The sequence below is a fragment of the Methylobacterium sp. 13MFTsu3.1M2 genome (assembly GCF_900112625.1).
Taxonomy (GTDB): Bacteria; Pseudomonadota; Alphaproteobacteria; order Rhizobiales; family Beijerinckiaceae; genus Methylobacterium.
In genome coordinates this window covers 40,754-54,050 of the sequence record NZ_FOMM01000024.1, presented here as the reverse complement: position 1 = coordinate 54,050, position 13,297 = coordinate 40,754, and the positions used below count along the sequence as shown (strand labels likewise).

At 73.2% G+C, this 13,297-nt stretch carries 7 protein-coding genes; 6 read left to right on the top strand and 1 reads right to left on the bottom strand.

The annotated features are described in order from the left end of the window. Nucleotides 1-197: 197 nt before the first annotated feature. Complete coding sequence (locus BM314_RS22725; RefSeq protein ID WP_091928082.1) at nucleotides 198-1,364, bottom strand: type III PLP-dependent enzyme; 1,167 nt, start codon at nucleotides 1,362-1,364, stop codon at nucleotides 198-200. 758 nt (nucleotides 1,365-2,122) lie between these two features. On the opposite strand from BM314_RS22725, the gene BM314_RS22720 reads away from it, so the two are divergent. The 6 genes from BM314_RS22720 to BM314_RS22695 all read left to right on the top strand — a co-directional run bounded on the left by BM314_RS22720 (nucleotide 2,123) and on the right by BM314_RS22695 (nucleotide 13,177). Beyond that, nucleotides 2,123-2,629, top strand: a complete 507-nt coding sequence (locus tag BM314_RS22720) for a GNAT family N-acetyltransferase (protein WP_091928081.1) — start codon at nucleotides 2,123-2,125, stop codon at nucleotides 2,627-2,629. 426 nt (nucleotides 2,630-3,055) lie between these two features. Beyond that, entirely contained in the window at nucleotides 3,056-5,155 is a 2,100-nt protein-coding gene (locus tag BM314_RS22715; RefSeq protein ID WP_091980362.1) for a methyl-accepting chemotaxis protein, read from the top strand. A gap of 126 nt (nucleotides 5,156-5,281) precedes the next feature. Continuing rightward, on the top strand, nucleotides 5,282-6,724 hold the full coding sequence (locus BM314_RS22710) for a polysaccharide biosynthesis C-terminal domain-containing protein (protein WP_091980360.1): 1,443 nt from the start codon (nucleotides 5,282-5,284) through the stop codon (nucleotides 6,722-6,724). Between the two features lie 129 nt (nucleotides 6,725-6,853). Continuing rightward, nucleotides 6,854-8,041, top strand: a complete 1,188-nt coding sequence (locus BM314_RS22705; protein WP_091980357.1) for an FAD-binding protein — start codon at nucleotides 6,854-6,856, stop codon at nucleotides 8,039-8,041. 58 nt (nucleotides 8,042-8,099) lie between these two features. After that, nucleotides 8,100-9,440: a glycolate oxidase subunit GlcF gene (gene glcF / locus BM314_RS22700; RefSeq protein WP_091980355.1), complete on the top strand. Its 1,341-nt coding sequence runs from the start codon at nucleotides 8,100-8,102 to the stop codon at nucleotides 9,438-9,440. 590 nt (nucleotides 9,441-10,030) lie between these two features. After that, nucleotides 10,031-13,177 (top strand): Rne/Rng family ribonuclease, encoded by a 3,147-nt coding sequence (locus BM314_RS22695; protein ID WP_091980352.1) that lies wholly within the window; start codon nucleotides 10,031-10,033, stop codon nucleotides 13,175-13,177. The last annotated feature ends 120 nt before the right edge of the window (nucleotides 13,178-13,297 follow it).

Genomic DNA, 13,297 nt, shown 5'->3' with positions numbered 1-13,297 from the left:
CGGACGCCCTCGGTCGACGCGGTGGTGGACGTCAGCGTCCAGCCGGGTCGCCCTCCCCGTCATCACGAGCGAAGCGACGTGACCCAGGGCAGCGAAACGTCGGAAGGCGTCGCGCGTCCCTGGATCGCTTCGCTCCGCTCGCGAGGACGGAGGAGCCTGCGTCCCTCAGCCGGAACCCGTCCTGATCCTAGGAAGGATCAGATGACGATCTGCTGAAGGGGCGGGAAGCCGTTGAAGGCCACCGCCGCGTAGGTCGTGGTGTAGGCGCCCGCCCCCTCGATCAGCACCTTGTCGCCGATCGAGAGCGAGACCGGCAGCGGGTAGAGCTGCCGCTCGTAGAGCACGTCCACCGAGTCGCAGGTCGGGCCGGCGATGACGCAGGGCTCGGTCGCCTCCCCGTCCCGCGCAGTGCGGATCGGGTAGCGGATCGCCTCGTCCATGGTCTCGGCGAGCCCCCCGAACTTGCCGATGTCGAGGTAGACCCATCGGACCTCGTCGGCCTCGGCGGACTTCTTCGACACGAGCACGACCTCGGCCTCGATCAGGCCGGCATTGCCGACCATGCCGCGGCCCGGCTCGATGATCGTCTCGGGGATCTGGTTGCCGAAATGCTTGGTCAGGCCCCGGAAGATCGCCTCGCCGTAGCTCTCCACGCCCGGCACCGCCTTGAGGTACTTGGTCGGGAAGCCGCCGCCGAGATTGACCATCGACAGGCCGATGCCGCGCTCCGCGCACTCGCGGAAGATCGCCGCCGCGGAGCCGAGCGCCCCGTCCCAGGCCTCGGTGTTGCCCTGCTGCGAGCCGACGTGGAACGAGATGCCGTAGGCCTCGAGCCCCTGGCGGTGGGCGTGCTCCAGCACGTCCGCAGCCATCTCGGGCACGCAGCCGAACTTGCGGGAGAGCGGCCAGTCGGCGCCCGCGCCGTCGCACAGGATGCGGCAGAACACCCGCACCTCGCCCGCCGGCACGCCCAGCGCGTCGGTGGCCCGGGCGATCTTCTCGACCTCGGCCTGGCAATCGACCGCGAACAGGCGGATGCCGAGCTTGAGGGCGCGGCCGATGCAGCGCTCCTTCTTGATGGTGTTGCCGAAGGAGATCCGGTCGGCGGTGGCGCCGGCGGCCAGCACCATCTCCATCTCGGCCACCGAGGCGGTGTCGAAGCAGGAGCCCATCTCGGCGAGCAGGCGCAGCACCTCGGGCGCCGGGTTCGCCTTCACGGCGTAGAACACGCGGGTGTCCGGCAGGGACCGCGCGAAGGCGGTGTAGTTGTCGCGCACGACGTCGAGGTCGAGGACCATCACGGGGCCCTCGTCCTGACCGAGGTCGCGGCGCACGCGCAGGTAGTCACGGATGCGGTCGGTCATGGTCGTCTCCCGGCACGGGTTCGCGAGCGCCCTACGCGGGGCGCGCTGTCGAAGGTGACGGCCCGAACGGGCCGCCGGCGTCAGGGGGCGATGCGTCGCGCGGACCCACGCGCTTTGGAGACGCGTGCGTCGGAGCGGGCGCAGAGCACCCGGAAGCTGCCGTGGATTGGAAGGGAGGACCCCCACCGCACGCCGGGCAAAGAGAAACAAGCCTCTTCGGTGCCGGCCTGTGGAGGGCCGACGAGACCAAAAAAGCCCGTTCGTCGTTGCTTTAAGCTGCGTCCCCCGTGGAGAGCGGGGTTCGCCGGTTTCGCCTCCGGCTGCCGGTTGTTGTCGGGGTCCGGTGTTGCCACCTGGATGCCGGCCGTAGGGATCCACCCTTGCGACCATCGATCCTTTAAGACCCCTGGCGGCTGTCCGGCAGTTGACCGGATGCCCACCAACCGACACGCGGCCACAGGCACGTGCGAAATTGGGCACGGCGCATATACGGAGACGGGACCCGCGCGACAAGGGGAAACCGCCCCGGAACGCCCGATTTTCCGCCCGCAATCCACACCCCGCGCGCTCCGTTGCAAAAACGACGCATCGACGACGCGCCCCGACCGCTTCGACGGGGCCGTGCGGGCTTCCCAAGCGGGGCGGAAGCGGGCATCTGACCAGACGGGGCAGAGTACTCAGGCGAGCGAGCGATGGCCGGGCCGACCAGATTCACCGCGACGGCGCGGGCGTGAGCGCCTCCCTGTGAGCGCCCGGTCATGAGCGCCCCCTTGCGCAGCCCGGTCGGCGACGGGCTCCCCGAGCCGACGATTCGCACCGCCACGCTCGCCGATCTCGACGCCCTCGTCGCCCTGGAGCACGCCGCCTTCGCCACCGACCGGGCCGAGCGCCGGGCGATCCGCCACGCGATCCGCTCGCCCTCCATGGACGTGCTGGCGGCCCTGATCGACCCGCCGGACCGGGATCCCGTTCCGGTGCTCGTCGGCGCCGCGGTGCTGGAGCGGCGGCGCGGCAGCCGGATCGCCCGGCTGGCCTCGATCGCGGTGGCGCCGAATCGCGGCGGCCTCGGCCTCGGCGGCCGTCTCCTCGACGCCGCGGAGGCCCGCGCCCGCGCCGAGGGCTGCGACCGGCTCCGGCTGGAGGTGCGCGCCGACAACGGCGCCGGCATCCGCCTCTACGAGCGCCGGGGCTACACCCGCTTCGCCGTGCGGCCGGACTATTACGAGGACGGGATGGAGGCGTGGCGCTACGAGCGCGCACTGTAGGCGCCGCGCGGACTGCCGCGCGGACCACCGCCCAGCCGCCGGCTGGCCCGCACACCGTCCCGGCGATAGCGAGATCGGGCCAGGCGCGTCCTCGCGCCACACTCCGTCATCGCGGGGCACCGGCAGGCCGACAGCGCTGAACCTGCGGCTCTTCGGGAGTGCGCCCGCAGGATACCTGGTCCCTCGCGCCGCGCCACGGACCGGCACAAGCCCGCCGCGCGGCCGGCGACCGCGCCGATATCGTCACGCGAGAATGCGGTCCAATTCCCGACAATACTCGCCAATTCCGTTATTTGTCTCATATTGCTTCACAATTCGGTCCATCTTCGATTTATAAATCCGTATTTCTGTCGAAGAATTTCGGTCGATTGCCTGACAAAACCTTACGTTCTAAGACAGAGCATCGCGGGACATGAGATCTCACCGATGACTCGCTGGCTGGGACGCTTCTCGATCCGGATTTTGCTGTGCCTGGTGATCGTCATCATGGCCTGCATGGCGCTGGGCAACGCGGTGCGGACACTCGTCGACGCGCGGGCGCGGGCGGCGGGCGCCGCGAGAGCCCTGACCCTGACGCAGGCGAGCCAGGGCCTCCTCCGGACGATCCTGCCGCTGCGGCTCGAGCGCGGATCGACCCTCGCCCTCGGGGGTGAGGCGCCGGCGGACGCGAAGACCCTGTCGACCATCGCGGGGAGCCGGCAGGCGCTGACCGAGCATTACGGCCGGGCCCGGCGCAGCCTGGGCGATCTGGCAGAGCCGGCGGTCAGCGCGACGCTCGAGCGCCTGAGCACCGCGCAGGCGGCGATGGCGGACCTGCGTCCCCGCATCGACGCGGCCCTCGGGCTGCCGCTGGCCCGGCGTGACCCGGCGCTGCGGGACGCCGCGATGGCCGCCTTCCAGGACCTGCTCGAGGCGCTGACGGCCACGCTGAAGGCGGTCGACGCGGCCATTCCCCGGTCCGATCCGGTGCTGCAGCGCTATCTCGCCCTCAAGCAGGCGGCCTGGGAGACGCGCGTCGCCAGCGGCAACGTCGCGGTCCGGGTACAGGCCTCGCTGGTCGCCGGCGCGGCGTGGTCCCTGCCCGAGACGGTCGCGGCGGCGGCGGAGCGGACCGAGCTTCTGTCCGCGTGGCGCCGCACCACCGAGGCCGCGGTCGACGTCTCGGAGACGGTGCGGGCCGCGTACGAACGGGCGAAGGCCGCCAATTTCGAGGGCGACACCGAGGCCATCGCGCGGGCGGTCTTCGACGCGCTCAGCACGCACGCGCCCCCGCGCCACACCTTCGCTGAGCTGCGCGACCGCAACACCGCGAACCAGCGCTCCCTCGTGGCCCTCTGCGACGCGGCCCTCGACGCGATGGTGGCGCGCGCCGAGGCCCTCGCCGAGGACGCGCGGGGCGACGTCGCGCGCAGCGGGGCGGCGCTGCTGGCGGTGATCCTGCTGGTGGCCCTCGGCCTGTGGACCCTGTTCGGCGGCGTGCTGCGCCCGCTCCGGGTGCTGACCGCCACGATGGGCGCGCTGGCCGACGGGGACGCCTCCGTCACGGTCCCGGCGCGCACCTACCGCAACGAGATCGGCGCCATGGCGCGGGCCGTCCAGGTGTTCAAGGACAACCTCATCCGCGGCCGCCAGCTCGAATCCGAGGCCGCCGAGGCGCGTCAGGCGGCGGAGGCACGGCGCCGGTCCGACCTGCGGGCGATGGCCGAGCGCTTCGAGCGGACGGTCGGCGGCGTCATCGCCCAGGTCTCGGACGCGGCCACCGCGCTGCAGGGCACGGCCCAGACCATGACGGCCACCGCGACCGAGACCGCCAGCCAGTCCAGCACCGTGGCGACTGCCGCCGAGGAGGCCGCCACCAACGTCGGCACTGTGGCGGCTGCGGCCGAGGAGCTCGGCGCCTCCGTGGAGGAGATCGGCCGGCAGGTCGAGGGATCGACCCGGCTCGCCCAGGGGGCCGTCGCGGAAGCGGGGCAGACCGGCGCGATGGTCCGGGACCTGAGCGACGCGGTCGCGCGGATCGGCGACGTGATCGGGCTGATCGCGGCGATCGCCGGGCAGACCAACTTGCTGGCGCTGAACGCCACGATCGAGGCCGCCCGGGCCGGCGAGGCGGGTCATGGCTTCGCGGTCGTCGCCGGCGAGGTGAAGGCCCTGGCCGCGCAGACCGCCCGGGCGACCGAGGAGATCGCGGGCCAGATCGCCGGCATCCAGGGCGTGACCGGCGGGGCCGTCGCGGCGATCGGCGCGATCACGGGGCGGATCCAGGAGATCAGCGGCGTGGCGAGCGCGATCGCGGCGGCGGTGGAGGAGCAGGGATCGGCCACCCGGGAGATCGTCCACAACATCGGGGAGGCGGCCGTCGGCACCGGCGCGGTGACCCGCACGATCCTCGGCGTCGCCGGGGCCACCGAGGAGACCGGCCGGGCGGCCAACGCGGTGCTCGCGGCGGCGTCCGCGCTGTCGCGCCAGTCCGAGACGCTCGCGGCCGAGGTCGCGCGCTTCCTCGACACCGTCCGGGCCGCGTGACCGGACGGTGCCGGGAGCCGCGCGGGTCTCCGCCCCGATCTCGCCCGTTTAGGGGAGTCTTACGGCTCGCGCGCTACAGCGTACGCAACGGGCGGGGGCAATCCCGCCGCGCATGAGTCGCCGTCCATGGCCGTGATCGTCGCCTTCGTCATCAATGCGGGGCTCAACTTCGTCCTCGGCCTGCTGATCGCCAAGCTGCTGGGGCCGGCGGATTTCGGCCGGTTCGCCCTCGCGACCACCGGCGCCATCGTGCTGAACACGGTGCTGTTCGAGTGGCTGCGCCTGTCGGCGACGCGGTTCTACTCGGGGCGCGTGCGCGTCGACGAGCCGTGGATCCGCCACGGGCTCGACCGGGCCTACCTGCGCATCGGCGCGCTGCTCCTGGCCGCCGCGGCCCTGTGCGGGGCCTTCGGCTTCGCCGGCGGCGCCGACGGGCGCGAGGCGGTCCTGTGCGGCACCGGCCTCGCGGCCCTGGGCATCGGCGTGTTCGACTACCACGCGGCCCTCGCCCGGGCGCGGTTCGACGGCAAGCTCTATCTCGGCCTCGTGGCGGTGAAGAACGTCCTGTCCTTCGCCATGATGGCCGCGGCGGCGTGGTGGCTGCCCCAGCCGGCCTGGGTGCTGGCGGCGGCGGGGCTCAGCCAGCTCCTCGCGGTGGCGGTGCTGCGCCACCCCCTGCGCGACCCGCGCACGCCCCTCGAGCGGCCGCGCCTGTCGACGACCTGGCGGGTCTTCGCGCGCTACGGCCTGCCGCTGATCGCCGCCAACACCGCCTACCAGTGCCTCGCCTTCGTCAATCGCGGCGCCATCGCGGGCCATGCCGGCTTCGCCGAGGCCGGCTACTTCGCCCTGGCGGCCGACGTCACCTCGCGCTCGCTGATGACGCTGGGCACCGCCCTCGACCTGCTGCTGTTCCAGTTCGCCGTGCAGGCCGAGGAGCAGAGCGGCCGCGCCGCCGCCGAGGCGCAGGTCGCCGCCAATGCCGGCACCGTGTTCGCCCTGCTGGCACCCTGCGCGGTCGGCTTCTGGGCGGTGCTGCCGGCCCTCCAGGGCCTGGTGGTGCCGGACGCCTATCGCGGACCGTTCGAGACCTACAGCACCGTGCTGATGCCGGGCCTGTTCTGCCTCGCGATGATGTTCTACGCCCTCAACCCGGTCTTCCAGATCCGCCGCAAGACCCTGCCGGTGGTCGCCGCCGCCCTGGTCGGCCTCGCGGTGAACGGCGCCGGCCTGCTGGTCCTCCCGGACCGGATGGGCGGGCTCGGCGTCGCGGTGGCGCAGACCGCGGGCCTCGCCGCCGCCGGAACGTGGCTCGGCTGGCGCGCCCTCACCGGCCCGGGGCGCATCGCGCTGCCCTGGGGCGAGATCGGCGTCGCCGCGCTCGCCTGCGCGGCGATGGGGCTCGCCCTCGCCCCCTTCCGGCAGCTGCCGCCCGCCACCGCCCTGGCCGTGCTGGTCCCGTCCGGGATGGTTCTCTACGGCGCCCTGGTCTGGATCTTCGACATCGCCGGCCTGCGCCGTCAGGTCCTGGCGCGCCTGCGCCCGGCGCGGACCGTGGCGGCGGAGTAGGCTCACGCGAGGGCAGCGCAGTGGAAATCCCGCCGCTGAAACCCCGCGACTCCGCCTGCGCTTGAATCCGCCGCCGGATCCGGCGACACCCGTCCTGGAATGGATACAAACAGGACCGGGACGGGAACGATGGGCGTCTACGAGCCCGGCACCGAGGCGGAGGCCGGGGAGATCGTGCGGGCGGCCGCCGGCCGCGGCGAGGGCCTGCGCCTCGCCGGCGGCGGCACCGCCGCGGGGCTCGGCCGGCCCGCACAGGACAGCGCGACGCTCTCCGCGCAGGCGCTCACCGGCGTCACGCTCTACGAGCCCGCCGAGATGGTGGTGGCGGCCCGGGCCGGGACGCCGCTCGCCGAGGTCGAGGCGCTGCTCGCCTCCCGCGGCCAGATGCTGCCCTTCGAGCCGATGGACCTGCGCGGCCTGTACGGCACCGCCGGCGAGCCGACCCTCGGGGCCGTGGCGGCGATCAACAATGCCGGCCCCCGGCGGATCAATGCCGGCGCCGCCCGGGACAGCCTGATCGGCGTGCGCTTCGTCAACGGGCGCGGCGAGGCGATCAAGTCGGGCGGCCGGGTGATGAAGAACGTCACCGGCCTCGATCTCGTGAAGCTGATGGCCGGCGCCCACGGCACGCTGGGCCTCCTCACCGAGGTCACCTTCAAGGTGCTGCCCGCCTGCGAGCGGGTGGCGACCCTGGTCTTCTCCGGCCTGGACGACACGCGGGCGGTGACCGCCCTGTCGGAGGCGCTGGGCTCGCCCTTCGAGCTCACGGGCGCCGCGCACCTCCCGGCCGGGATCGGCGCCCCGGAGGCGCGGACCCTGATGCGCCTCGAGGGTTTCTCCGACTCCATCGACTACCGCACGGGCGAGCTGCGGCGCCTGCTGAAGCGCTACGGCCAGCCCGAGATCATCGACGGCGAGGCCGGCGCCGCCCTGTGGCGGACGGTGCGCGACGCGGCGCCGCTCGCCGAGCCGCGGGAGGCCGCCCTGTGGCGGATCTCCACCGCGCCGACCCGCGGGCCGGCCCTGGCGGCGGCGGTCGCGGCCGAGCGCGACGCGCGCTGGTTCTTCGACTGGGGCGGCGGCCTGATCTGGCTCGCCACCGGCGCGGCGGGCGATGCCGGCGCCGCGACGGTGCGCCGGGCGGTGGGGGCTCAGGGCGGCCACGCCACGCTGGTGCGGGCCCCCGACGCCGTGCGCGCCGCCGTGCCGGTGTTCGAGCCGCTGGCCGAGCCGCTGATGCGGCTCACCGCCGGCATCAAGGCGGCGCACGACCCCGCCGGGGTGCTCAACCCCGGCCGGATGTACGCCGGACTCTGAAGCTTCAGATCCCGCCCCTCCCCGAGCGTGGGGAGCCGTGGCGCCGAGGACGCGACCCGTGCAGACCAACTTCGCCCCCGCCCAACTCGCCGATCCCGCCATGGCGGCGTCGGAGAAGATCCTGCGGACCTGCGTGCATTGCGGCTTCTGCACGGCGACCTGCCCGACCTACCTGCTGCTCGGCGACGAGCTCGATTCCCCGCGCGGGCGGATCTACCTGATCAAGGACATGCTGGAGGGCGGCAAGCCGGCCTCGCAGGAGGTGGTCAAGCACGTCGACCGCTGCCTCTCGTGCCTGTCCTGCATGACCACCTGCCCGTCGGGGGTGCACTACATGCACCTCGTCGACCACGCCCGGGCCCATATCGAGGAGACCTACGTGCGCCCCGCCGGCGACCGGTTCCTGCGGGCGCTGCTCGCCCAGGTCCTGCCCTGTCCGGGCCGCTTCCGCCTCGCGCTCACCGCCGCCAAGCTCGGCGCGCCGTTCCGGGGGCTGGTGGCCCGGCTGCCGCGGGTCGGCAACCGCCTCGCGGCCATGCTCGACCTCGCGCCGGCCGGGGCGCCGCCCCGCGAGCCGACGAACCGGCCCGGCCGGTTCCCGCCGGCGGGCGGCCAGGCGGCCGGGACGCCCGCCCGGCGCGTCGCCCTCCTCCGCGGCTGTGCCCAGAGCGTCCTGCGGCCGGACTTCAACGCCGCCGCGATCCGGCTGCTCAACCGGCACGGGATCGAGGTGGTGCACGCGAACGAGGGCTGCTGCGGGGCGCTGACCCACCACATGGGCAAGGAGGAATCGGCCCACGCCCACGCCAGGCAGGCGATCGACGCCTGGGACGCCGAGATCGCCGAGGGCCTCGACGCGATCCTGGTCACGGCCTCGGGCTGCGGCACGACCATCAAGGATTACGGCTTCATGTTCCGCGACGACCCTGCCTACGCCGAGAAGGCGCGGCGGGTCTCGAGCCTGGCCAAGGACGTGACCGAGTACCTCGCGCTGCTCGACCTGGCCCCCGTGGCCGAGACCGACCTCGTCGTGGCCTACCACTCGGCCTGCTCGATGCAGCACGGCCAGGGCATCCGCCTCGAGCCCAAGACGCTGCTGAAGCGCGCGGGCTTCACCGTGAAGGACGTGCCCGAGGGCCACATCTGCTGCGGCTCGGCGGGGACCTACAACATCCTGCAGCCGGAGCTCGCCGCGAAGCTGCGCGCCCGGAAGGTCGCCAACATCGAGCGCGTGCGCCCCGACGTGATCGCCACCGGCAACATCGGCTGCGCCACGCAGATCGGGAAGGGCACCGGCATCCCGATCGTCCACACGGTCGAGCTGCTCGACTGGGCGACCGGCGGCCCGAAGCCCGCGGCGCTCGCCGGGGTGACACCGCGGCTCGAAGCGGCGGAGTAGGCACACGCCTGTCGCGTGGCGCCGCGTTCACCGTGACAGGCCCGTGACATCTATTCACGTTGACCCTTGCCAAATCCGCGCAGCGGTCTGTAATGATGTCGACCCCTCTCCGGTCCCGCCGGTCGCCGCAACGGCCCGCGGACGTGACCGAATTCCTCGCGAAAGCGGTCGCGGTGTCGCGGCGGGCCCTGTCGGTCCGCTTGGCGGCGGCATGTGCCGCCCGCGATCGGGCAGGTGTCGCACGACGCGGCGGAGATCCTCCGCCGCACCCAGGAATTCACGGCCGGTCCCCCGCCGGCCGAGATTGTTTCGCGAGGTCGGGACCACGATGGACGGACGCACGGCCCAGCATAAGGCTGCGCGTGCCCCGGAGGCGCAAACGGTGCGTCACGCCGGTCCGTCCGTCCGCCCGGCCTGTTTCAACCCCAGGCGCCCAGGGCGCCGAACGGCGGTTGACGGCAATTTCCCCTCGAACCCATCCGCCTCGGCGACGAGGCCGGCATCCCGCCCGACAGCATTGACGTCGGGCGAGGCGCCGCCGGGACCACGGGCACGGAGAACGACGTCGGCCGCCATGCCGAGAGTCCGACATGGCCAACAAAATGCTGATCGACGCGATGCACCCGGAGGAGACCCGGGTCGTCACGGTCCACGGGTCTAGGGTCGAGGAGTTCGACTTCGAAGCCGCCAACCGGCGCCAGCTGCGCGGCAACATCTACCTCGCCAAGGTCACCCGGGTGGAGCCGTCGCTCCAGGCGGCGTTCGTCGAGTACGGCGGCAACCGCCACGGCTTCCTGGCCTTCAACGAGATCCATCCCGACTACTACCAGATCCCGCTGGCCGACCGGCAGGCACTCCTCGAGGAGGAGGCCCGCGACGCCGAGGAGCACCGCGAGCGCGAGGAGCGCCGTCGCCGGTCGTCGTCGCGCCGGTCCCGCGGCCGCCGTGCCGAGGCCCGCGCACGCGGCGCGGACGAGACCGTGAGCGCCGAGGACACGCACGCGGCGTCCGAGAGCGAGGATCAGGCCGAGATCCGGAACGAGTCGGGGATCGACCCGGCCGTCCAGCCCGACACGCTGTCCGAGAACCCCGAGGCCGTGCAGGAGGCCCTCGCCTCCGAGGCCGCCGCCGGCGACCTCCCGGAGGGTGAGCCGGCGCAGGCCGCCGAGCCCGCGACCGAGACCGCGCCGGTCGAGGCGCAGGCGGCCCCCGCCGCGTCGGAGCCGGTCGCCGCCGACTCCGCCCCGTCCGAGGACGCCCCCTCCGAGCCGGAGGCCCGCATCGCCGTGGCGGAGGCGCTGACCGTGTCCGACGCGCCGGACGAGACCGCCGCGCACGCGATCGTGACGGAGGAGAGCGAGGCCGAGGAGACCGCGCCGACCGCCGCCGACCCGTCGGCCGAAGCGTCGGACGAGGCCTCCGAGGAGGACGACGAGGAATCCGACGACGACGAGGATGAGGACGACGAGGACGAGTCCGACGAGGATGACGACTCGGACGAGGAATCCGATGAGGAGTCCGACGATCCCGACGCCGAGCCCAAGATCGCCCAGGTCGGCGGCAACGGTGACGCGCTGGCCGAGATCCCCGAGCGTCCGCGCCACTACCGCCGCCAGTACAAGATCCAGGAGGTGATCAAGCGCCGCCAGATCATCCTGGTGCAGGTGGTCAAGGAGGAGCGCGGCACGAAGGGCGCGGCGCTCACGACCTATCTGTCGCTCGCCGGCCGCTACTCGGTGCTGATGCCCAACACCGGCCGGGGCGGCGGCATCTCCCGCAAGATCACCTCGGCGGCCGACCGCAAGCGCCTGAAGGAGGTCGTGCAGGACCTGGAGGTGCCCGAGGGGATGGGCGTCATCCTGCGCACCGCCGGCGCCTCGCGGTCCAAGCCCGAGATCGCCCGCGACTTCGAGTACCTGATGCGCCTGTGGGAGTCGGTCCGCGAGCTGACCCTGACGTCGATGGCGCCGGCCCTCGTCTACGAGGAGGGCTCGCTGATCAAGCGCGCCATCCGCGACCTCTACAACAAGGATCTGGACGAGGTTCTGGTCGCCGGCGAGGACGCCTACCGCGAGGCCAAGGACTTCATGCGGATGCTGATGCCCGGCCAGTCCAAGGTCGTGAAGCCCTACCGCGACTCGACGCCGATCTTTGCCCGCTTCGGCGTCGAGCAGCAGCTCGACGCGATGTTCTCCACGCACGTCTCGCTGAAGTCCGGCGGCTACCTCGTGATCAACCCGACCGAGGCCCTGGTCTCGATCGACGTGAACTCCGGCCGCGCCACCCGCGAGCACGACATCGAGGACACCGCCCTCAAGACGAACCTGGAGGCCGCCGAGGAGGTCGCCCGCCAGCTCCGGCTGCGCGACCTCGCGGGCCTGATCGTCATCGACTTCATCGACATGGAGGAGAAGCGGAACAACCGCGCCGTCGAGAAGAAGCTCAACGAGTGCCTGAAGAACGACCGCGCCCGCATCCAGGTCGGCCGGATCTCGCCCTTCGGCCTCCTGGAGATGAGCCGCCAGCGGATCCGCACCGGCGTGCTCGAATCCTCCTCGATCCCCTGCGCCCATTGCGGCGGCTCGGGCTTCGTGCGCGCCACCGCGTCGGTGGCGCTGCACATCCTGCGCTCGATCGAGGAGGTGCTGCTCAAGTCAGCCTCCCACAACCTCGTCCTGCGCACCCGCACCGAGATCGCGCTCTACATCCTCAACCAGAAGCGCGGACACCTGCGCGAGCTCGAGGTGCGCTTCGGCGTGACGATCACGATCGCGGCCGACGAGCGGCTGGCGGCGACCACACCGTTCCAGCTCGACCGCGGTGAGCCGGCCCAGCGGGCGGAGGGCCCGGTCACGGGCGTGCGCGCCCAGGCGATCTCGCCCGCGATGGAGTTCGACGACGAGGACGAGGAGGCCGACGAGGCCGAGACCGAGATTGAGACCGAGACCGACGCCGAGGGCGAGGCCGACGAGGGCCGCGCCGAGGCCCGCGAGGACGGGTCGCGCGAGGAGGGCGAGGGCCGCCGCCGCCGCCGTCGCCGCCGCCGGCGCGGCGGTCGCCAGGAGGGCCGCGGCGAGGACGGGCGCGCCGAGGACGATCGCGGCGATGACGATCAGGACGACCAGCAGGACGACGGCCGCGACGACGCCCGTTCGGACGCGGAACGGAGCGATGGGGACTGGGACGGCGCGCAGCCGGCCGGGACCGAGGCTCCCGCTGCGGCCGTCGCCGCGGAGGCCGGCGAGGCCGACGAGGCCGTCGCAGGTTCGGACGAGGCGGCGCGGTCCGAGGACGAGGGCGGCCGTCGCCGCCGCCGCGGGCGCCGGGGCGGCCGCGGTCGCAGCGAGGGCCGCACCCGCGAGGCGTCCGAGACGGACGACGCGCCGGAAGCCGCGGGCGATGTCGTCGCCCTGTCGGCGGAGGAGCCGGTGAGCGCCCAGGCTGTGGCCGAGGCGATCGAGGCGGCGCCGGCCGCGGCCGCCGAGGACCGGACCGAGACCGCGGTGGACCTGCCGGTGACCGCGGTGGACCTGCCGGTGGCCCCGGTCGAGTCCGCGGCGCCGGCGGCCGATCGGGCGACCGTCGGCGCGCAGGCCGAGGCCGGCTCGCCCGAGGCCGCTCCCGCCGAGCCGGCGCCCGAGCCCGTGGCGATCGTGCTGACGCCGCCGTCCGATCCGGACCGGCCGAAGCGCGCCGGCTGGTGGTCGCGCACCAAGGCGGCCCTGACCGGCGAATGAAGCATTGCGCCCCCTGATAGAGCGCTATCAGGGGGCGCAACTTCTCGAAGTAGACGTGTTGCGCTGCACCGATGCCCCGCAACGCTTGTCGAGAGACTGGTCTATCCTTCACCATTGGTT

What these genes read in the sequence shown, in the direction of transcription:
- BM314_RS22725 (WP_091928082.1), bottom strand. Translation starts at nt 1,364, where the DNA reads ATGACCGACCGCATCCGTGACTACCTGCGCGTGCGCCGCGACCTCGGT.
- BM314_RS22720 (WP_091928081.1), top strand. Translation starts at nt 2,123, where the DNA reads ATGAGCGCCCCCTTGCGCAGCCCGGTCGGCGACGGGCTCCCCGAGCCG.
- BM314_RS22715 (WP_091980362.1), top strand. Translation starts at nt 3,056, where the DNA reads ATGACTCGCTGGCTGGGACGCTTCTCGATCCGGATTTTGCTGTGCCTG.
- BM314_RS22710 (WP_091980360.1), top strand. Translation starts at nt 5,282, where the DNA reads ATGGCCGTGATCGTCGCCTTCGTCATCAATGCGGGGCTCAACTTCGTC.
- BM314_RS22705 (WP_091980357.1), top strand. Translation starts at nt 6,854, where the DNA reads ATGGGCGTCTACGAGCCCGGCACCGAGGCGGAGGCCGGGGAGATCGTG.
- BM314_RS22695 (WP_091980352.1), top strand. Translation starts at nt 10,031, where the DNA reads ATGGCCAACAAAATGCTGATCGACGCGATGCACCCGGAGGAGACCCGG.